16 protein-coding genes are annotated in these 20,008 nt (G+C 64.8%); 6 read left to right on the top strand and 10 right to left on the bottom strand.

Features of this window, described 5'->3' with window-relative positions; translation table 11 throughout:
* Positions 1-1,130: 1,130 nt before the first annotated feature.
* Together QX073_RS32645 and QX073_RS32650 are read right to left on the bottom strand one after the other, a co-directional pair.
* Positions 1,131-1,904, bottom strand: coding sequence for a helix-turn-helix transcriptional regulator (locus QX073_RS32645; RefSeq protein ID WP_316226990.1), 774 nt, complete (start codon positions 1,902-1,904; stop codon positions 1,131-1,133).
* Positions 1,905-1,971: 67 nt separating this feature from the next.
* Entirely contained in the window at positions 1,972-2,172 is a 201-nt protein-coding gene (locus tag QX073_RS32650; protein WP_316227008.1) for a hypothetical protein, read from the bottom strand.
* Here QX073_RS32650 and QX073_RS32655 point away from each other — a divergent pair.
* The 4 genes from QX073_RS32655 to QX073_RS32670 all read left to right on the top strand — a co-directional run bounded on the left by QX073_RS32655 (position 2,105) and on the right by QX073_RS32670 (position 6,754).
* Entirely contained in the window at positions 2,105-4,372 is a 2,268-nt protein-coding gene (locus QX073_RS32655; protein WP_316226991.1) for a marine proteobacterial sortase target protein, read from the top strand. The genes QX073_RS32650 and QX073_RS32655 overlap by 68 nt on opposite strands.
* Positions 4,373-4,472: 100 nt before the next feature.
* A complete protein-coding gene (locus QX073_RS32660; protein ID WP_316201967.1) occupies positions 4,473-5,042 on the top strand; it encodes a class GN sortase in 570 nt (189 codons plus the stop codon).
* 113 nt (positions 5,043-5,155) lie between these two features.
* Positions 5,156-5,872 carry a DUF1614 domain-containing protein gene (locus QX073_RS32665; protein ID WP_316165663.1) on the top strand — a complete coding sequence of 239 codons (717 nt, stop codon included), beginning with the start codon at positions 5,156-5,158 and terminating at the stop codon, positions 5,870-5,872.
* Between the two features lie 57 nt (positions 5,873-5,929).
* On the top strand, positions 5,930-6,754 hold the full coding sequence (locus QX073_RS32670) for an MlaD family protein (RefSeq protein WP_316226992.1): 825 nt from the start codon (positions 5,930-5,932) through the stop codon (positions 6,752-6,754).
* A gap of 29 nt (positions 6,755-6,783) precedes the next feature.
* Here the strand turns inward: QX073_RS32670 and QX073_RS32675 are convergent, their stop codons facing one another.
* The 7 genes from QX073_RS32675 to urtA form a co-directional block, all read right to left on the bottom strand.
* Positions 6,784-7,125 carry a zinc ribbon domain-containing protein gene (locus QX073_RS32675; RefSeq protein WP_316226993.1) on the bottom strand — a complete coding sequence of 114 codons (342 nt, stop codon included), beginning with the start codon at positions 7,123-7,125 and terminating at the stop codon, positions 6,784-6,786.
* 97 nt (positions 7,126-7,222) lie between these two features.
* Positions 7,223-8,452 carry a formamidase gene (gene fmdA / locus QX073_RS32680; RefSeq protein WP_316226994.1) on the bottom strand — a complete coding sequence of 410 codons (1,230 nt, stop codon included), beginning with the start codon at positions 8,450-8,452 and terminating at the stop codon, positions 7,223-7,225.
* A gap of 36 nt (positions 8,453-8,488) precedes the next feature.
* Positions 8,489-9,178: an urea ABC transporter ATP-binding subunit UrtE gene (gene urtE, locus QX073_RS32685; protein ID WP_316226995.1), complete on the bottom strand. Its 690-nt coding sequence runs from the start codon at positions 9,176-9,178 to the stop codon at positions 8,489-8,491.
* Between the two features lie 203 nt (positions 9,179-9,381).
* The gene (gene urtD, locus QX073_RS32690) at positions 9,382-10,137 is read right to left on the bottom strand and encodes an urea ABC transporter ATP-binding protein UrtD (protein ID WP_006615092.1); all 756 of its coding nucleotides are present in this window, start codon (positions 10,135-10,137) and stop codon (positions 9,382-9,384) included.
* 10 nt (positions 10,138-10,147) lie between these two features.
* On the bottom strand, positions 10,148-11,287 hold the full coding sequence (gene urtC, locus QX073_RS32695; RefSeq protein WP_316226996.1) for an urea ABC transporter permease subunit UrtC: 1,140 nt from the start codon (positions 11,285-11,287) through the stop codon (positions 10,148-10,150).
* Between the two features lie 39 nt (positions 11,288-11,326).
* Positions 11,327-12,253 (bottom strand): urea ABC transporter permease subunit UrtB, encoded by a 927-nt coding sequence (gene urtB, locus QX073_RS32700; protein ID WP_316165667.1) that lies wholly within the window; start codon positions 12,251-12,253, stop codon positions 11,327-11,329.
* Positions 12,254-12,493: 240 nt separating this feature from the next.
* Positions 12,494-13,756, bottom strand: coding sequence for an urea ABC transporter substrate-binding protein (gene urtA, locus QX073_RS32705; RefSeq protein ID WP_315750826.1), 1,263 nt, complete (start codon positions 13,754-13,756; stop codon positions 12,494-12,496).
* A gap of 185 nt (positions 13,757-13,941) precedes the next feature.
* Here urtA and QX073_RS32710 point away from each other — a divergent pair, with 185 nt between their 5' ends.
* Together QX073_RS32710 and QX073_RS32715 are read left to right on the top strand one after the other, a co-directional pair.
* Entirely contained in the window at positions 13,942-17,316 is a 3,375-nt protein-coding gene (locus QX073_RS32710; protein WP_316173273.1) for an ATP-binding protein, read from the top strand.
* A complete protein-coding gene (locus QX073_RS32715) occupies positions 17,306-18,223 on the top strand; it encodes a response regulator transcription factor (protein WP_315750850.1) in 918 nt (305 codons plus the stop codon). Before QX073_RS32710 ends, QX073_RS32715 begins: the two co-directional genes overlap by 11 nt.
* 217 nt (positions 18,224-18,440) lie before the next feature.
* On the opposite strand, the gene QX073_RS32720 is transcribed toward QX073_RS32715, so the two are convergent.
* On the bottom strand, positions 18,441-19,943 hold the full coding sequence (locus tag QX073_RS32720; RefSeq protein ID WP_316226997.1) for an NAD(P)/FAD-dependent oxidoreductase: 1,503 nt from the start codon (positions 19,941-19,943) through the stop codon (positions 18,441-18,443).
* Between the last annotated feature and the right edge of the window lie 65 nt (positions 19,944-20,008).

Below are 20,008 nucleotides of genomic sequence, written 5' to 3' on the forward strand. Positions count from 1 at the left end.
TCGGAATCGTCCAACGACGCGCCGCATCGCTTGAGCCCCCCTCTCTCTACGCCGACGATCGGCTCCCCTCCCCCTTGCGGGGAGGGGTTGGGGGTGGGGGTCTCCGCACTCCAAAGGCCGTGAAGGGCACAGCGCATTTCGGCGCCGCAACCACCCCCCAGAACAATTCCTTCTCATCACCCCAATACTTCGAGCGGTCTTCGTGGACCCCCACCCCCGACCCCTCCCCGCAAGGGGGAGGGGAGCAGACTGCCCGTGACGCAACATTCTGCCATCCAAAAACTTATTGCTATTTTTCCGAATCCATGATCATCTCTCGACATCCCGCCTCACCGCAGAGGGGCGTTGCGCGCGATCGTCACGACACGCGAGGCGGGGATGCGGTGGCCGCGAGAGATCGCAGCGTCTTCTCACGAGGGCGCGGACGAACGATCGCTCGCGGACGTGAAGTCGCAGCGTCCTGACACCCCGAAGCTGGTGTCCAGCGCAATGCGCGCAAGCGCATTGTCGCCATGGTGGCCAACAAGCCGGCGCACCAGGGAGACTGCGTATAAGCGTTCAACCCATCGCGCAGGGAATGCCGGCGTGCTCGGCTTTGCCTGTGGTACCTGCCGCCTGCATTCTTTTCGCAGGCGGGCCATGGGTGAGGCCTTCACCCGGCATTCCCTGCGCCCTCTGCACTTTCAGGAGGGACGAACCGGTCGCATAGCTCGGGCGTCACCCGCCGCGAGACGGTATCTTTGTGCCCCTCTTTCACAATTTCCGAGCGTTGCTGAGACCCGAATTGCTCGCAACGTTCGCGCTGTTTGAGATGTGAATCCGATCTCCCCTCCCGTCGTCCCGGACAAGCCGTGACGTGCGCCAGCACGCCGCGGCGCCGATCCGGGACCTATACGCCGCAGCAGACATGAGGGGCGAGATGCTCATGACTATCCTGCCTCAACCCACGCCCTATGGTTATGGATCACGGCGTTCGCCGGGATGACGGGGGTGCGTTGAGGCGATGCCGCCCCCCCAACATGCTCCGTCATTGCGAGTGAAGCGAAGCAATCCAGGCTGAGTGCGAGACTCTGGATTGCTTCGTCGCTTCGCTCCTCGCAATGACGGTGGTGAGTTTTGCGCCCAACACGTCACGGCACGCCCTGCACGAACAGCGCGAACGGCTCCTCGACCGTCTTGCGCAGGTGCTCGCGATACAGCGGGTAGTGCCGGTCATCCGCGCCGAGCCGGCCGAAGCTCGGCTCATCGACATTGCGCAGCGGCAGCAGCGCGATCGGCGCGGCGATCGGTGTCAGCAGCGAGCCGCGGCCGGCGAGCAGGGTCGTGATGATGCCGTACATCTCGCCGGTAATGGTGGGACGCGACACCGTGATCAGCCGGTGCTGGCCGTGGCGGTTGGTGACGAGGTAGACGAAGCCGGACTGGTTGGGCACGGCGACCTCGCCGAACTGCGTGAACGCCGCATCGAGCCGCGCGCCCTCGCGAAACACCAGCGACGACGCCGCATCGTCCCAGACGATGTCGGTGCGGTACGCATAGACGGCGTCCTTGTCGCCGAATGACGGCCGCAAGGTGACGTAGGTGCCCTCGATCCACTCCACAGCCCGCCGCGAATAGGAGCCGAGGCTGTCGGGCGCAATGCCGCCGCTTGCGGCAGGTGCGGCGAGAGGTGCACTCGGCGGCTTGCGCAGGGACATGCCGAGCGCCTGCTCGAGCCGGACGATGGTAGCGAGCGTGAACGGGCGGCGGCCGCCGAGGGCCTTCTCCAGGGTCGAGAGGCTCAGCTTGGCCTGCTCCGCCAGCGCCTGCCGCGACATCCGGCGCCGCGCGATCTCCTCGCGGATGGTCTCCGCGACCTGCCGGCTCTGTTCGTCGGAAAGCTCGCTGTTGTCCGGGTTCGACATCCTGTCCCCTGCCGCGTGATGCGTACCTCTTCTAGCAGACGGACAAATCGGCACAAACCCGGACAGATCAGCCGCGCTCTCGATCACCACCGGACATGCGCAGGCGGGCGGCGGCCGAACAAGACCGACCATTCCGCTCGCGGCGCTGACGCGCTGCGCTCAGTGTCGGGATGCCGAAATTGTTCGTTGCGGAGCCAATGATGAGCGAGACGATGGACCACGATATCAGAAGCAGCACCCATCCGGTCCGGTCGTGGATCGTGACCATGCTGCTATTCCTGCTGCTGCAGGCCGCCGCCGTGCTGCTGGTCGGCTTCACGGCGCTGTTTCTCAGCGTCACCCCTGGCTGGTCCGCCGAAGGGCCGCTGGCGCCGCTGACCAGGCCGGGCGATGCCCGCTCCGGGGCGCTGCTGTTCAAGAGCGACGCCGGTTACGCCGAGGCGCCGCGGCTCGGCATCGATGTCGATATCGTCGTGTCGGGGCCGACGGCGCGGGCGCGCGTGACGCAACTGTTCAAGAACACGAGCTCGCAATGGATGGAGGCGGTCTATGTCTATCCGCTGCCGCCGGACAGCGCGGTGGACACGCTGAAGATGATTGTCGGCGACCGCGTCGTGGTCGGCGACATCAAGCCGCGCGAACAGGCCAAGGTGATCTACGAGCAGGCCAAGCGCGACGGCAAGACCGCGGCGCTGACCGAGCAGGAGCGGCCGAACATCTTCACCAACTCGCTCGCCAATATCGGCCCCGGCGAGACCGTGCTGGTGCAGATCGAATATCAGCAGCCGGTGGCACAGAGTGGCGGCGAATTCTCGCTGCGGGTGCCGCTGGTCGTCGCGCCGCGCTACAATCCGGCGCCGATCGTGCAGAGCGTCGATTTGCGCCCGGGCGGCAACGGCTGGGGCGCCGCTGCGAACGATCCGGTACCGGACCGCAACCGCATCTCCCCGGAGGTGCTCGATCCGGCCAAGAATGATCCGGTCAATCCAACCAGGATCGCGGTGCGGCTGCAGGCCGGCTTCGCGCTCGGCGAGGTCAAGAGCCACCATCACCAGGTGACGATCGACAGCCCCGATGCGAAGACGCGAGTCGTCACCCTGGCCGAGGGCGTGGTGCCGGCCGACCGCGACTTCGAGCTGACCTGGAAGCCGGCCGCTGCGACGATGCCGTCGGTCGGGCTGTTTCACGAGCAGGTCGGCGATGCCGACTATCTGCTCGCCTTCGTCACGCCGCCGGCGGTGGCTGCAACGGCGCAGCGCCCGCAGCCGCGCGACGTCATCTTCGTGATCGACAATTCCGGCTCGATGGGCGGCACCTCGATCCGCCAGGCCAAGGCCAGCCTGCTCTATGCGCTGGGACGGCTGCAGCCGAACGATCGCTTCAACGTGATCCGCTTCGACGACACCATGACGGTGCTCTTCCCCGCCACTGTGCCGGCCGATGCCGAGCATGTCGGTAGCGCCACCAGCTACGTGAGTTCGCTGGACGCGCGCGGCGGCACCGAGATGGTGCCGGCGATGCGCGCGGCGCTGACCGATGATGGCAGCGACAGCGACCGCGTGCGACAGGTGGTATTCCTCACCGACGGCGCCATCGGCAACGAGCAGCAGCTATTCGAGACCATCACCGCAATGCGCGGCCGCTCGCGCATCTTCATGGTCGGCATCGGCTCGGCGCCGAACACCTACCTGATGACCCGCGCCTCAGAGCTTGGCCGCGGCGCCTTCACCCATATCGGCTCGGTCGAGCAGGTCGAGGGGCGCATGCGCGATCTCTTCGCCAAGCTCGAGAACCCGGTCGTGACCGGGCTCAGCGCGAGCTTTTCGGAAGCCTCCGCCGATCTCACGCCAGCCGTGCTGCCGGACGTCTATCGCAACGAGCCGCTCGTGCTCGCCGCCAAGATCGACCGTCTCGCCGGATCGCTGCAGCTCAAGGGCCGCATCGGCGACCAGCCATGGACCATCACGTTGCCGCTGGCCGGCGCGGCCGAAGGCAAGGGTCTGTCCAAACTGTGGGCGCGGCGCAAGATCGGCGACGCCGAGGTGGCCAGGACCATGCGGCAGATGACGCCGGAGGAAGCCGACGGCGCCATTCTCAAGCTGGCGCTGGAGCATCGGTTGGTGACACGCCTGACCAGCCTCGTCGCCGTCGACAAGACGCCGCGCCGTCCCGACGGCGAGCCGCTGAGGCTCGCCGAGTTGCCGATCAACCTGCCGGCCGGCTGGGACTTCGAGAAGGTGTTCGGCGAGCACGGCCGGGTGCCGGCAATGCAGAACGAGCGCCGCGCTGAGGCCAACGGCGACGTCCAGCTCGCCGCGGTGAAGCGACCGGTGGTGCCAGCGTCGCCCGCGACGATCACCTTGCCGAAGACGGCGACCGATGCGGAGCTGAGCATGCTGCTGGGACTAGGCGTGCTGATGCTCGAACTCATTTGGCTCGTCGCGATCAGGCGACGAGTTGCCAACTAAGGAGCACGTCATTGCGAGCGAAGCGAAGCAATCCAGGGCTCAGAACCCGACTCTGGATTGCTTCGTCGCTTCGCTCCTCGCAATGACGGGAGGAGAGAGAATGCCCCGCTTCGTCATCCCTCTCGCGATAGCACTGCTCGGCGTCATCCTGTTCGGCCACGGCGCCTTCATCCACGCCAAGGCCGTTCTCGCGCAAGTGCTGCTCGACCGCGCGTTCAGCCAGACCGTTGCGACCGGCCATGCCGCCAAGCCCTGGTCCTGGGCCGACACGGTCCCGGTGGCGCGCATCGAAGTGAAGCGCCTCGGCGTCTCCACCATCGCGCTGGCCGGCTCCAGCGGCCAGGCGCTCGCCTTCGGTGCCGGCCATGTCGAAGGCAGCGCCGAGCCGGGCGAGCCGGGCGTCGCGGTGTACTCCGCGCACCGCGACACGCATTTCCGCTTCCTGCGCGACATCAAAATCGGCGACGAGATCGACATCGTCAGGCGTGACGGCAAGACGTTCCGCTATCGCGCCGACGCCGCCCGTGTGGTGCGCTTCGATGCCTCGGGGATCGATCCAGGGACCGACAGCGCCGAACTGGTGCTATCGACCTGCTGGCCATTCGACGCCCTGACACCGGGGCCGGAGCGTTATGTGCTGCACGCCACAATGATCGCTGCGGGCAAATGAACACGAGCATGGCCGTTCTTGGGAACCAGGCGACGAATGCCCATTTGTCACCCTGCCGCTCCCGTGGGATGATCCCATGGGTTCAGCAAGGCTCACATCCAAGCGCTTCCGACATGCATTCCCAGGTCCAGTATCTGCCAATCACGCCGGCCTTCTTCGCCATCCTCGTGCTGGCGTTCGGCGTCCTGATCGTCCTGATCCAGCTCGGCATCCTGCGCTACGCCTACATGAAGCTCGGCGTCAGCTCGGGCACGGCGATGCTGCTGCTGTTCGGCTCGCTGGTCGGCAGCTATTTCAACATTCCGATCACCATGCTGCCCGGGCAGGTCGCGCGCTCCGGCGAGATCATCGACTTTTTCGGCATGCAATATGTCGTGCCGCTGGTGCATCAATGGCCCGGCACGCTGCTCGCTGTGAATGTCGGCGGCGCCGTGATCCCGACGATCATGTCGACCTATCTCATGCTGCGCTACCAGCTCTGGCTGCGCGCCGCGATCGCGGTGCTGGTGATCGCCGTGATCATCCACGCGATGGCGACGCCGGTGCAGGGCGTCGGCATCGCCGTGCCGGTCTTCGCGCCGGTCGTCGTGACCGCGATCCTGGCGTTCCTGCTGTCGCGCGAATATGCCGCGCCGCTGGCCTATATCGGCGGCTCGATGGGCACGCTGGTCGGCGCCGACCTGATGAACCTCGACAAGATCGGCAGCCTCGGCGCGCCCGTGGCCTCGATCGGCGGTGCCGGGACGTTCGATGGCATTTTTCTCACCGGTATCCTGGCGGTGCTGCTGGCCGGCCTCGCCGCGCCCTCCCGGCCGGGCCTCGCGCGCTGAGCTTTCAACCGGGAGACATAGCGGCTAAAATCGAGCAGAGGCAGCAGTGGGCACGGAATGCGCGCGATCAATCTCATCGTGGGAACCCTGACGATCGCGACCGTCGCGGCCGGGATCAGCGGCGTCCTGATCAAGCAGAAGCATCGCATCGCCGAGCAGCGCAGCATGATGCGCGTCGTGTTCGACGGCGGCTCGGCGGCGGGCCTGCGCAAGGGCGGGCCGGTGAATTTCGACGGCGTGCAGGCCGGGCAGATCCTGTCGATCAATCTGGAAAGCCCGCGCAAGATCGTTGCCATGATCACGCTCGACAAGTCCGCGCCGATCCGCAAGGACACCACCGCCGGCATCGAGTTCCAGGGCCTGACCGGCATCGCCGCGATCTCGCTGGTCGGCGGCGCGCCGACGGCGCCGCCGGTGCCGCTCGATCGCGACGGCGTGCCGGTGCTGACGGCCGATCTCAAGGACCAGGAGACGATGGTCGAGACGGTGCACAACATCGACAAATACGTCGTCAGCAATGCACCGGCGATCAAGGAGGCGCTGCAGAGCTTCGAGAGCGAGACCGCCTCGCTGCAGGCCAAGACCGCGGCGTTCGATTCCGCGATCGACAAGGCCGAGGACATCTTCAAGGGCTTCGACACGCTCGTGACCAAGATCGACGCCGCCATTCCCGGCTTCGCGGACGGCAATCCCGGGCAGTTGTTCGATCAGATCAAGTCGATGCGCGAGCTCGTCGACGGCTTCAAGCGCAAATCTGCCAAGGTGATCGACGACAGCCGCAAGACGCTGGTCGACATCAGCGACGGCGCCAATGCGATGACCGTCAAGTTCGGCGGCCAGCCGGCGGGTCCGGGTCCGCGCCGCGTGCCGGCGTCACGCTGAGGGGCGGACGCGCCACCCCTCGCGTTCGTTCAGTGGCTGATCATCCAGGGCCGCGCCGTCGGAAAGCCCTTGGCGCCGCTCCTGGTCTTGGTCATCAGCCGCGCCGGCTTCTTCGGCCCGCAGCAGCCGCAGCCCGCACCGTGCTTGGCCTTGTATTCGGCCACCGTCTGCGGCGCGTGGCGGCTGCGCTCGTTGGTGGCATGCGCCGTGCGCCGCTCCGCCGGCATGCAGGCGAAGGCTGGCGCGGTGAGGATCACGCGCGGCGCCATGTCCTGGCATTGCGGACAGACCTGCGGCTCATCACATTCCGCCATCGGACGCATGTCCGTGAACGGACCGCATGCATCACAGAGATATTCATAGACCGGCATCGTCTCGTCTCCTGCGCAACAATCATCTCCATCTCACGCGGCGGATGCGGGGCGGCCGATACGCTGCCGTCCCGCACCCATCGCGCAGCGAGAAGAATTACTTGTCCGGCGAGATCGGCATCTGGATGTCGCCCTTGATGTGCTTGATCGGCCCCGCCGACGACGGCATCACGTCGAAGTCGAAGATCTCGGTCGGCAGCCACAGGGTGGCGCAGGCGTTGGGCACGTCGACCACGCCGGAGATATGACCCTGCACCGGCGCGGTGCCGAGGATCGAATAGGCCTGGGCGCCGGAGTAGCCGAACTTCTTCAGGTACTCGATGGCGTTGAGACACGCCTGGCGATAGGCGATGTGGACGTCCAGATAGTGCTGCTTGCCGGCCTCGTCGACCGAGATGCCCTCGAAGATCAGGTAGTCGCGATAATTGGGCGTGATCGGCGACGGCTTGAAGATCGGGTTCTTGATGCCGTACTTCGCCACACCATCCTTGATGACGTCGACCTTGATGTGCAGCCAGCCCGCCATCTCGATGGCGCCGCAGAAGGTGATCTCACCGTCACCCTGGCTGAAATGCAGGTCGCCCATCGAGAGGCCGCCGCCGGGCACATAGACCGGGAAGTAGATCTTCGAGCCGCGCGACAGGTCCTTGATGTCGCAATTGCCGCCATGCTCGCGCGGCGGCACGGTGCGGGCGCCCTCGGCGCCGATCTTGGCCTTGACGTCGCCCTTGGCCTGACCGGCATGCGCGGTCGGCGCGAACGGCGGGTTGGCAAGGCCGGGCACGCGGGTCGGGTTGGTCGCGATCAGCGCGGTCTCGCGCTCGTTCCAGGTCGCGAGCAGCTTCGGATCGGGCAGACAGCCGATCAGGCCGGGATGGATGAGGCCAGCGAAGTTCACGCCGGGCACGTGGCGCGACGAGGTATAGAGGCCCTTGATGTCCCAGATCGACTTCTGCGCCAGCGGGAAATGGTCGGTCAGGAAGCCGCCGCCGTTTTGCTTGGAGAAGAAGCCGTTGAAGCCCCACAGGCTCTCCTTCAGCGGACCGACGTCGAGCAGGTCGACGACCAGGAGGTCGCCAGGCTCGGCGCCCTTGACACCGATCGGGCCGGACAGGAAGTGCACGATCGACAGGTCGATGTCGCGCACGTCGTCGGCGGAGTCGTTGTTCTTGATGAAGCCGCCGGTCCAGTCATAGGTCTCGATGATGAAGTCGTCACCCGGATTGACCCACTCCACCATCGGAATGTCAGGGTGCCAGCGATTGTGCACCTTGTCGTTCTCGTAGGCCGATTTGGTCAGATCGACCTTGATCAGTGTGTCAGGCATCAGAAGCTCCCCTTGTTACTTGCTTGCACGGAGTGGTTAGACGGACAGATATTTCGAGACCTGCGCAGCATCGACCTGGTCGCGCGGATCGTCGCGGACGATCTCGCCGTTCTCGATCACCAGCACGCGGTCGGCGATGTCGAGCGCAAAGCTCAGCACCTGCTCGGAGACGACGATCGACAGCCCCTTCTCGTCGCGGATGCGCTTCAGGGTGCGCGCCATCTCCTTGATGATCGACGGCTGGATGCCCTCGGTCGGCTCATCGAGCAGCAGCACCTTCGGCTTGGTGGCGAGCGCGCGCGCAATCGCGAGCTGCTGCTGCTGGCCGCCGGAGAGATTGCCGCCGCGGCGGGCCTTCATCTCCAGCAGCACCGGAAACAGCTCGTAGATGTCGCCGGGCACCTCGGATTCGCCGGAGACGACGAGGCCGGTCTCGATGTTCTCCTTCACCGTCATGGTGGAGAAGATCATGCGGCCCTGCGGCACGTAGGCGAGACCCTTGGCGACACGTTCGTAGCTCTTCATGCCCGACAGCTCAGTGCCGTTCATGTCGATGGAGCCGCTCTTGGATGGCAGAATGCCCATCAGCGACTTCATCAAGGTGGTCTTGCCCATGCCGTTGCGGCCCATGATCGCAACGATCTCGTTGGGCGCGACCTTGACGTTCAGGCCATGCAGCACCTCGCTCTGGCCATAGGCGACATGGAGATCGGAGATTGCGAGCATCGGATATCTTCCTATGCAAGAGGGAGTGAGACGGCCGATCGAGCGGCATTGGCACTAAGCTCCCTCCCCCCTTGTGGGGGAGGGTTGGGGAGGGGGTGGCTCCCGGCGAGACTGCCCGTGTGGACCCCCACCCCCGACCCCTCCCCGCAAGGGGGAGGGGGGCGCAGCGAGGGTGTGGATCGAGCGATTTCCCGAGCATCGGCTCAGTGCCCCAGATAGACTTCGACGACCTTGGGATCGTTCTTGACCCGCTCCATCGTGCCTTCGGACAGGATCTGCCCCTGGTGCAGCACGGTGACCTTGTGAGCGATGTCCTCGACGAACTTCATGTCGTGCTCGATCACCAGCACCGAGCGGTCCTTGATGATGCGATTCAGCAGCTCGGCGGTCTTGGCGCGCTCGCTGACGCTCATGCCGGCCACGGGCTCGTCGAGCATCAGCAGGTCCGGATTCTGGATCAGCAGCATGCCGATCTCGAGCCACTGCTTCTGGCCATGGCTGAGCTCCGCCGCCGAGGTCTTGAGGCGATCCTTGAGGAAGATCATCTCGGCGACCTCCTCGACGCGATCCTTGACGACAGCGTCGCGCTTGAAAGCGAGCGAGCCGAACACGGTGCGGCCGCGCGGGAACGAGATCTCGAGATTCTCGAACACGCTGAGATCCTCGAACACCGACGGTGTCTGGAACTTGCGGCCGACACCGGCCTTGACGATCTCGTTCTCGCGCAGCTTCGTCAGCTCCTTGCCGCGGAACTGGATCGAGCCGGAGGTCGCTTTGGTCTTGCCGCAGATCAGGTCGAGCACCGTGGTCTTGCCGGCCCCGTTCGGGCCGATGATGACGCGAATCTCGTTCTCCTCGACGTAGAAGGAGAGATCGTTGACCGCCTTGAAGCCGTCGAAGGAGACCGTGAGCGCCTCGACCGCGAGCAGGAATTCCTTGGGCTGATGACCGATGAGCATCGCTGTCTCCTCACTCTGCGGGGGCGCCGTTGGCGACCAGGCCGCCATTGCCGGATTTCTTGGTGCGGGACGCCAGCAGGCGGTCGATGCGCGGCTGGACATAGTCGCCCCAGATGCCGGCCAGGCCGTTCGGGAAGGCGAGCACGACGGCGATGAAGAGGGCACCGAGACCGAACAGCCAGAGTTGCGGGAAAGTTTCCGACAGGCTGGTCTTGGCGAAGTTGACCAGGATCGTGCCGTAGACCGCGCCGAAGATCGAAAGCCGGCCGCCGACCGCGGTGTAGATCACCATCTCGATCGACGGCACGATGCCGACGAAGGACGGCGACATGAAGCCGACTTCCAAGGTGAACAGCGCGCCGCCGACTGCGGCGAACACGGCGGCCGCGCAGAAAGCAAAGATCTTGAAATTGGCGACGCTGTAGCCGGAGAAGCGGACCCGGTCCTCCTGCTCACGCATCGCCACCAGGATGCGGCCGAGCTTGGTCAGCCGGATGAACTGGGCGACGAGGATCGCTGCGAACAGGAAGAACACCTCGACGAAGTAGAGGATGTACTTGGCGTGGTCGGTGCGGATGTCCCAGCCGTGCAGCGTGCGCAGGTCGGTGATGCCGTTGATGCCGCCGGTGTAGCCCTGCTGTCCCACGATCAGGATCGTCATGATCGCCGCGATCGCCTGGGTGATGATTGCGAAGTACACGCCGCCGACCCGCCGCTTGAACATCGCAGCGCCGATGATGAAGGCGAAGATCGCCGGCACCAGGATGATCGCGGCGAGCGCGAACGGGAAGCTCTGGAACGGCTTCCAGAAGAACGGCAGCTGCGTCAGCTGATTCCAATCCATGAAGTCCGGAATGCCCGGCGTCGACTGGATCTTGGTGTTGGCGACGCTGGAGGCTTCCAGCTTGAGGAACATCGCCATGCAGTAGCCGCCAAGGCCGAAGAACACGCCCTGCCCGAGGCTGAGAATCCCGCCATAGCCCCAGCACAGCACCAGGCCGATCGCGACGAAGGAATACGTCAGATACTTCGCGACGAGGTTGAGGCGGAAGATGTCGAGTGCCAGCGGCAGGATGACGACGAGCAGCAGCAGCAGCGAAGCGAAGCCGATGAGCTCGGAGCGGTTGAAGAAGCGCGTGTTGATGATCATGACCGTGCCTTCTGATTCCCTATTCCCTGCGCGTTTCGGCTATTTGCGGACCTTCAGGGCAAACAGCCCCTGGGGGCGCAGCATCAGGATTGCGACGATCGCCAACAGCGTGAGCACCTTGGCCATCGAGCCGGACATGAAGAACTCCATGGTCGACTGCGCCTGGGAGATGGTGAAGGCCGATGCGATGGTGCCGAGCAGGCTGGCGGCGCCGCCGAACACGACGACCAGGAAGGTGTCGACGATGTAGAGCTGTCCGGCGGTCGGACCGGTCGAGCCGATCATGGTGAAGGCGGAGCCGGCGACCCCGGCGATGCCGCAGCCGAGGCCGAAGGTGTAGCGGTCGACTTTCTCGGTGTTGATGCCGACGGCGCCCGCCATGACGCGGTTCTGCACCACAGCGCGCACCTGCTTGCCCCAGCGCGACAGGAACAGCACGTAGGCCACGACGATCGTGATCAGGATGGTCAGGCACATCACGAACATGCCGTTGATTGGGATCTGGATGGCGTCGGTCGCCTGCCAAGAGCCCATCATCCAATCCGGCAGCTCGACGCCGACCTCGCGCGCGCCGAACACGGAACGATAGGCCTGCTGCAGGATCAGGCTGAGACCCCAGGTGGCGAGCAGCGTGTCGAGTGGCCGCCTGTAGAGACGGCGGATCATCGCCCACTCGACCAGCATGCCGAGGGATCCGGAGGCGATGAAGGCGAAGATCATCGCGACGAAGAAGTAGCCAGGAAACAACGAGGGCAAGAAATGCTGGAAGGCGTTCGACGTCATCCAGGTGACGTAGGCGCCGAGGATCATGAACTCGCCATGCGCCATGTTGATGACGCCCATCTGGCCGAAGATGATGGCAAGCCCCAGCGCCATCAGCACATAGACCGAAAACAGGATGAGGCCCGCGAAGCCCTGCATCGCGAAAATGGCCCCGAGGTCGCCGATGGAATAGTCACCGAACATGATCCGTCCTCTCGTGATGCCCTGCTGCAAAATGGATCGGCGCCGGCACAGTGTGTCCGCAGCCAAGATCGCTCCCTCCCCCCTTGTGGGGGAGGGCCAGGGAGGGGGGCCTCCGCGCCGAGCTGCGGGTGGGGTACCCCCCTCCCCAGCCCTCCCCCACAAGGGGGGAGGGAGCGCACTTCCCGCGCAGCAGCATCAGCGATCTCATTCGCCTGTTGCTATGAGACGCGACAGATCAGCTCACTGGTAGCCCTTCGGAAACGGATCGGGCTCGACCAAGTCGGCGGTCTCGTAGATCAGCTCATACTGACCATCCGCCTTGGCGCGGCCGACGCGGGTCTTGGACCAGAGATGGTGGTTCTCGTGGATCCGAACGTAGCCTTCCGGCGCGCCCTTGAACTCGATGCCAGGCGAGGCGGCGGCGACCTTGTCGATGTCGAAGCTGCCGGCCTTTTCCACCGTCAGCTTCCACAGCCACGGACCGAGGTAAGCGGCTTGCGTCACGTCGCCGATGACGGTCTTCTCGCCCCACATCTTCTTGAATTCGGCGACGAAGGCCTTGTTGTTCGGATTGTCGAGCGACTGGAAGTACTTCATGCAGGCGTAGGCGCCCGCGATGTTCTCGCCGCCGATGCCGTCGATTTCGTCCTCGGTCACGGAGATGGTGAGCAGCGTCTGCTTCGACATGTCGATGCCGGCCGCCTTGAGCTGCTTGTAGAACGCGACGTTGGAGCCGCCGACGATGATCGCGTAGATCACGTCCGGCTTGGTCAGCTTGATCTTGTTGATGACCGAATTGAACTGGGTGTGGCCGAGCGGGAAGTATTCCTCGCCGACGACCTTGCAGCCCTGCAGATGGCCCTCGATGTGCTTGCGCGCGATCTTGTTCGAGGTGCGCGGCCAGATGTAGTCGGAGCCGAGCAGATAGAAGGTCTTCGCGCCCTTGGTCTTGTTGACCCAGTCGAGGCCGGCGATGATCTGCTGGGTGGCTTCCTGGCCGGTGTAGATGACGTTCTTGGACTGCTCGAGGCCTTCGTAGAAGGTCGGGTAGTACAGCATGCCGTTGTACTGCTCGAACACCGGCAGCACCGCCTTGCGGGAGGCGGAGGTCCAGCAGCCCATCACGGCGGCGCATTTGTCGTTGACCAGCAGCTTCTTCGCCTTCTCGGCGAAGGTCGGCCAGTCGGACGCGCCGTCTTCCTGGATGTACTTGATCTTGCGGCCGAGCACACCGCCCGCGGCATTGATCTGCTCGATCGCGAGCTTCTCGGCCTGCACTGACCCGGTCTCGGAGATCGCCATGGTGCCTGTGACCGAATGCAGAATACCGACGGTGACTTCGCTATCCGTGACTGCAAGGCCGGTGGTGTTGACAGCGGAGGTTGCGGGGCCGGCGCCGAAGGACGGCCGCGGCATCATGGCCAGCGCCGGGATCGCGGCCATTCCCATCAGCAATTGGCGCCGAAGCGGCGACTTCAGGCCCTTTTTCGTTTCGTCTGACATGAGCACCCCATTCATTGGTTCGAGGACACGCGTTGGGTCAGACGAAGGATGGCGCGCTTTGTGCAACGCACGGATACGCAAGATTGCGTATACTGCACCGCAAAAGCGCGACGTAGGCTCTGCGTAGGTCTTGCGAGGGGCAGGACGAGCGTGCGGACAAGCGCTCGCGGGTGAGGAGTTCGAGAGTGGCAGGGCGGCAGCGGATCGACCGCGTCAGGCGCCAATACAACCAGTGGGTCGCCAACCAGACGTTGGAGGACTATGCGCTCCGTTTCACGGCCAAGAGCGCACGGCGCTGGTCGGCCGCCCGCGTCGCCAACACCGCGCTGGGCGCGATCTCGTTCCTCGCACTCGAGGCCATCGGCGGCACCATTACGCTGAACTATGGCGTCACCAACGCGACCGCCGCGATCCTGGTCGCCAGCGTCATCATCTTCTGTTGCGGCCTGCCGATCGCCTATCATGCGGCCAAATGCGGCATCGACATCGACCTGCTGACCCGCGGCGCCGGCTTCGGCTATATCGGCTCGACCGTCACCTCGCTGATCTACGCGTCGTTCACCTTCATCTTCTTCGCCATCGAGGCGGTCATCCTGGCTTCGGCGCTGGAGATGTGCTTCGGCATTCCCCGGCCGATCGGCTATCTCATCAGCGCCGTCGTCATCATCCCGCTCGTCACCTACGGCATCACCCTGATCAGTCGCTTCCAGCTATGGACGCAACCGCTATGGGTCGTGCTGCACATCCTGCCCTTTGCCGCAATCGCCTATGCCAGCCCGCACTCCTTTGTCGAATGGCAGCAGTTTCCCGGCGAGCACGGCGATCCCATGGGCCATCTCGATCTGGCGCTGTTCGGGACCGCGGCGGCGGTCGTGTTCTCGCTGGTCGCCCAGATCGGCGAGCAGGTCGACTTCCTGCGCTTCCTGCCGCGCGACAGCCGCACATCGAAGCGCTCGTGGTGGATCGCGCTGCTGTCGGCTGGCCCCGGCTGGATCGTGCTCGGAGCACTGAAGCTGCTGGCAGGCTCGTTCCTCGCCTTTTTCGCGCTGAGCCACGGAGTCTCCGCCGACCACGCAGCCGAACCCGCGCACATGTATCTGGAGGCGTTCCGCTATGTCTTGGCCCGGCCGGACCTGGCGCTTGCGTTGACCGGCACCTTCGTGATCGTCTCTCAGATCAAGATCAACGTCACCAACGCCTATGCCGGCTCGATCGCCTGGTCGAACTTCTTCTCGCGTCTGACGCACAGCCATCCGGGGCGCGTCGTGTGGCTGGTGTTCAACGTCGTCGTCGCGCTGCTGCTGATGGAGATCGGCGTCTACAAGGCGCTGGAGCAGACGCTGGCGCTGTACTCCAACATCGCGATCTCCTGGGTCGGCGCACTAGTGGCCGACCTCGTGATCAACAAGCCGCTGGGCCTGCGCCCGCCGCAGATGGAGTTCAAGCGAGCCCATCTCTACGACATCAACCCGGTCGGTGTCGGCGCGATGACGATCGCGACGATCGTCTCGATCAGCGCCTTCTATGGCCTGTTCGGGCCGACCGGAAAGGCACTGTCGACCTTCGTCGCGCTCGGCGTCGCGCTCGTCACCGCGCCTGCGATCGCCTATCTGACCGACGGCAAATACTATCTGGCACGCAAGCCAAAGCGGAGCTGGCAGAACATCGAGCGGATCCAATGCTGCATCTGTGAGCATCAGTTCGAGCCGGAGGACACCGCCTCTTGCCCGGCCTATGCGGGTCCGATCTGCTCGCTGTGCTGCTCGCTCGACGCCCGCTGCCACGACCTGTGCAAGCCGCACGCGCGGGCACAGGCGCAGGTCGCAGCGGCGCTCAGCGGCATGCTGCCAGAGCCGTTGCTGGCCAAGATCAACTCGCAGCTCGGTCACTATGTCGGTGTATTTCTGACATCGGCCGGGCTCGTCGCACTGACGCTCGGCATGATCTATCTGGAGACCTCGGCGGCGCTCCCGGGCTTCAAGGGCATCATCTCCGACGTGCTGTGGAAGGTGTTCTTCGCCCTGTCCATCATCATCGGCGTGGTGACCTGGCTGTTCGTGCTGGCGCAGCAGAGCCGTCGCGCCGCCGAGGCCGAGACGCGCCGGCAGACGCAGCTGTTGATTCAGGAGATCGAGGCGCACAAGCGCACTGACGCCGAGCTGCAACGCGCCAAGGAGGTGGCGGAGTCGGCCAATCTCGCCAAGAGCCGCTATGTCGTCGGCCTCAGCCATGAGCTGCGCTCGCCGCTGAACGCGATCTCCGGCTATGCGCAACTGCTCGAGCAGGACACGAGCCTCGCACCGAAGCCGCGGGACCAGGTCCGCGTCGTCCGCCGCAGCGCCGATCATCTGTCCGGCCTGATCGACGGCATTCTCGATATTTCCAAGATCGAGGCCGGGCGACTTTATCTGTCGCGCGACGAGGTCCGCCTGAGCGAATTCCTCGATCAGCTCGTGGGCATGTTCCGATTGCAAGCTGCGGCGAAGGGCGTCGACTTCGTGTTCAAGCGGCCTGCCGTACTGCCGCTGGTCGTCTATGCCGACGAGAAGCGGCTGCGCCAGATCCTGATCAACCTGCTGTCGAATGCCATCAAATTCACTGGGGAAGGCAGCGTCCAGTTCGTCGTGCATTATCGGAGCCCGGTGGCCGAATTCGAGGTGATCGACACCGGTCCGGGCATCCAGCCTGACGATCTGGAGCGCATCTTCGCGCCCTTCGAGCGCGGCGCACTCGGGGTTGCGCAACCGCAGACAGGTACGGGACTCGGCCTGACGATCAGCCGTCTGCTCGCCGGCGTCATGGGCGGCGACATCAAGGTCGTGAGCAAAGTCGGCGCGGGCAGCACGTTCAAGGTCAAGATCCTGCTGTCGGAGGTTACCAACCCGACACGGCATCCACCGGTGAAGGCGCCGGTGGCCGGCTATCTCGGGCCGCGCAGGACGATTCTGATCACCGACGATGATCCTGTGCATCGCGACCTCCTGCGCGAGGTGCTGACGCCGCTCGGCTTCATCCTGCTGAGCGCGCCCGACGGTCCCGCCTGCCTCGCGCTTGCACAACATTGCCAGCCGGATCTGTTCGTTCTGGACATCTCGATGCCCGGCATGGACGGCTGGACAGTGGCCGAGACCTTGCGCAACAGCGGTCATCATCAGGCCCGGATCCTGATGACATCTGCGAGCGCGCTCGAAGCGCACGGCCGGCCGTTGGCGCAACCATTTCACGACAGCTACCTGATGAAGCCGATCGACATCCCAAGGCTGCTGGAGGCGATACGTCAATTGCTGAAGCTCGAATGGAGCTACCAGACCGATATCCCCGTGGTTTCGCCACGCTGGCGGCCGGACACCGGATCCAGGCCCCCGCTCAACTATGTCGAGGAGTTGATGAGCCTCGGCCAGATCGGCTACATCAGGGCCATTCAGCTCAAGCTCGACGAGATCCGCAACGCGCATCCGGAGCATGCCGACTTCGTCGCACATATGCGCACGCTCGTTGACCGCTTCGATCTCGATCAGTACATGGCAACTCTGAAGACCTTGCATGCCTATGAGCACTGACAGCAGGAAGCGTGACGTCGCGCTGGTGGTCGACGACTCGCCAGAAACGCTTCGGCTGCTCACCGACGCGCTGGATAGCGCCGGCATGACCGTGATGGTGGCGCTCGACGGCGCGGCCGCGATGCGCATCGTCGACCAGATCACGCCGGACATCATCCTGCTCGACGCGGTCATGCCGGGCATGGACGGCTTCGAAACGTGCCGCAAGCTGAAGCGCGAGGCCGGCCTCTCCAACGTCCCCGTGATCTTCATGACCGGGCTCGCCGATACCGAGCATATCGTGAAAGGACTGGAGGCCGGCGGCGTCGATTACGTCACCAAGCCCATCGCGGTCTCGGAAATGCTGGCGCGCATCCGCGTGCATCTCGCGAACGCCCGGATGACGCAGAGCGCGCGCGCCGCACTCGATGTCTCCGGCCGCTTCCTGCTTGCCGTCAACCGTGAGGGACGGCTGATGTGGGCAACGCCGCAGGCGCAGAAGCTGCTGTCGGACAGTCTTGGCACCGCCGACGATCTCGTGCTGCCGGAGGCGCTGCGGCTGTGGCTGGATCAGGCGCAGAACGGCAAGGGCGGTGCGAAGGCCGCCGCTTCGATCCCGGATCATCCCGAACTGCGCCTCTACTACATGGGCGGAGCCGGGCCCAACGAGTTCCTGCTGCGGCTCGCCAAGGAGTCCTCCGGTGAGCTGCCCAAGGAGTTCTCCAGCGAGTTCGGTCTCACCACGCGCGAGGGCGAGGTGCTGTCATGGCTCTCCAAGGGCAAGACCAACCGCGACATCGCGCAGATTCTGGGACTGAGTCCGCGCACCGTCGACAAGCACCTTGAGCAGATCTACGCCAAGCTCGGCGTCGAGAACCGCACCGCCGCCGCGGCGGTCGCGACGGGGGTGACGCGGCGGGAGGGATGAGGCGGGCCGACCAGCGTGCCCCAACCATCACTGCCGTCCCGCGCAAGCCCTGCGGCGCGAAGCGCCGGCGGGCGCCGACCCGGGACCGATACCGCGTGATGCTGCTTGAGGCGGGACGAAAGTTGACGTTGTGCCCAACACACCTGCCGGTGGCTATGGATCCCCGCTTTCGCGGGGACGACGCCGTCTTTGGAGCGGCACACCGGCCGTCAAAAGCTCACCCATACACGAACGCCGGATCATCCAGATCGATTGCCGGGATCTGGTCCTTCTCGCTCCAATAGTCCTGGCTGTGCTGCCACTCCGGCTTATCGCCGCGCTTGGGCAGCAGGTGCATGTTGCGCATCATGTAGCCGGGGTTGAAGTTCTCCGGGTCGATCCATGGCAGCAGCGGCATGTTGTGATCCTCCGGGCGCAGCGCCGGCACGACCTTGCTCACGCCTTTTTCCTTCATGTGCGCGAGCAGGCGGCACACGAAATCCGCGACGAGGTCCGTGCGCAACGTCCAACTGGCGCGGAAATAGCCGAACACCCAGGCTAGGTTCGGCACGCCGGTGAACATCATGCCGCGATAGGTCACGGTGTCGGCGAAGTCGAGCGGCTTACCGTCGATCGAGAATGCGATATCGCCGAGCACGCAAAGATCGAAGCCGGTCGCGGTGACGATGATGTCGGCCTTGAGCTCGTCGCCGGACTTCAGCTTGATGCCGTCTTGCGTGAACCGCTCGATCTCGTCGGTCACGACCGAAGCCTTTCCGCTCTTGATGCCTTCGAACAGGTCTGCGTCCGGTACGAAGGCGATGCGCTGCCGCCACGGACGGTAGCTCGGCGTGAAGTGCTTGGCGGTGTAGTCGGGTCCGAGGATGGCGCTGATCTGGCCGATCAGCTCCTTCTTCACCTGGTCGGGCTCGGTCAGGCAGCGCTTGGTGAACCAATCCTGTTCGAACAGGATCTTGCGCCTGACGATCTCATGGATCCATTCCTCCTTCACCTGCAGTCTCCGCAGCTCCTCGGCCAGCTCGATCGCATTGCGGCCGATGCGGAAGTAGGTCGGCGAGCGCTGCAGCATGGTCACGTGTGCGCATTGGCCCGCGATCGATGGCAGGATGGTCGCGGCGGTCGCACCGGAGCCGATGACCACGACCTGCTTGCCCGTGAGATCGAGATCCTCGGGCCACACCTGCGGATGCACGATGCGGCCCTTGAACTCCGCCATGTCCGGCCACTCCGGCGTGTAGCCCTTGGAGTGGCGGTAGTAGCCCTGGCACATCCAGAGGAAATTCGTTGTAAAGGTGGCGGGCTGCTGATCCCTGCCCTTCACCGCCTGCACCGTCCAGAGACCGGTCGCGCTCGACCAGCTCGCCGACACGATGCGGTGGCCGTAGCGAATGTGCCGGCCGAGACCGTTCTCCTCGATCACGTCGCCCATGTATTTGAGGATCTCTTCCGCGGTCGCGATCGGCGGGCCGACCCATGGCTTGAAGCTGTATCCGAACGTATGCAGGTCGCTGTCGGAGCGGATGCCGGGATAGCGGTGCGTCCGCCAGGTGCCGCCGAAGCTGTCCTGGCTCTCCAGGATCAGGAAACGCTTGTCGGGCATCTGCCTGCTCAGCTGATAGGCGCTGCCGATGCCGGAGATGCCGGCGCCGACGATCAGCACGTCGAAATGTTCGGTCGCGTGCGAGGACGCGGCCTCCCGGATGGGCGCGATGACGTTCATGTGAGTCCCTGGGCTTTGGTCTTGATGGTGTTTCCTCGCGTGACAGGCTGAACCCGATCACGACG

Source organism: Bradyrhizobium sp. SZCCHNS3052, assembly GCF_032484495.1.
Taxonomy (GTDB): domain Bacteria; phylum Pseudomonadota; class Alphaproteobacteria; order Rhizobiales; family Xanthobacteraceae; genus Bradyrhizobium.

Bases quoted from the DNA above. Each gene is read 5' to 3' on its own strand.
- urtD (WP_006615092.1), bottom strand. From the start codon at position 10,137: ATGCTCATCGGTCATCAGCCCAAGGAATTCCTGCTCGCGGTCGAGGCG.
- QX073_RS32645 (WP_316226990.1), bottom strand. From the start codon at position 1,904: ATGTCGAACCCGGACAACAGCGAGCTTTCCGACGAACAGAGCCGGCAG.
- QX073_RS32670 (WP_316226992.1), top strand. From the start codon at position 5,930: ATGCGCGCGATCAATCTCATCGTGGGAACCCTGACGATCGCGACCGTC.
- QX073_RS32715 (WP_315750850.1), top strand. From the start codon at position 17,306: ATGAGCACTGACAGCAGGAAGCGTGACGTCGCGCTGGTGGTCGACGAC.
- urtC (WP_316226996.1), bottom strand. From the start codon at position 11,287: ATGATCATCAACACGCGCTTCTTCAACCGCTCCGAGCTCATCGGCTTC.
- QX073_RS32720 (WP_316226997.1), bottom strand. From the start codon at position 19,943: ATGAACGTCATCGCGCCCATCCGGGAGGCCGCGTCCTCGCACGCGACC.
- urtE (WP_316226995.1), bottom strand. From the start codon at position 9,178: ATGCTCGCAATCTCCGATCTCCATGTCGCCTATGGCCAGAGCGAGGTG.
- QX073_RS32665 (WP_316165663.1), top strand. From the start codon at position 5,156: ATGCATTCCCAGGTCCAGTATCTGCCAATCACGCCGGCCTTCTTCGCC.
- QX073_RS32660 (WP_316201967.1), top strand. From the start codon at position 4,473: ATGCCCCGCTTCGTCATCCCTCTCGCGATAGCACTGCTCGGCGTCATC.
- fmdA (WP_316226994.1), bottom strand. From the start codon at position 8,452: ATGCCTGACACACTGATCAAGGTCGATCTGACCAAATCGGCCTACGAG.
- urtA (WP_315750826.1), bottom strand. From the start codon at position 13,756: ATGTCAGACGAAACGAAAAAGGGCCTGAAGTCGCCGCTTCGGCGCCAA.
- urtB (WP_316165667.1), bottom strand. From the start codon at position 12,253: ATGTTCGGTGACTATTCCATCGGCGACCTCGGGGCCATTTTCGCGATG.
- QX073_RS32655 (WP_316226991.1), top strand. From the start codon at position 2,105: ATGAGCGAGACGATGGACCACGATATCAGAAGCAGCACCCATCCGGTC.
- QX073_RS32650 (WP_316227008.1), bottom strand. From the start codon at position 2,172: ATGGTCACGATCCACGACCGGACCGGATGGGTGCTGCTTCTGATATCG.
- QX073_RS32675 (WP_316226993.1), bottom strand. From the start codon at position 7,125: ATGCCGGTCTATGAATATCTCTGTGATGCATGCGGTCCGTTCACGGAC.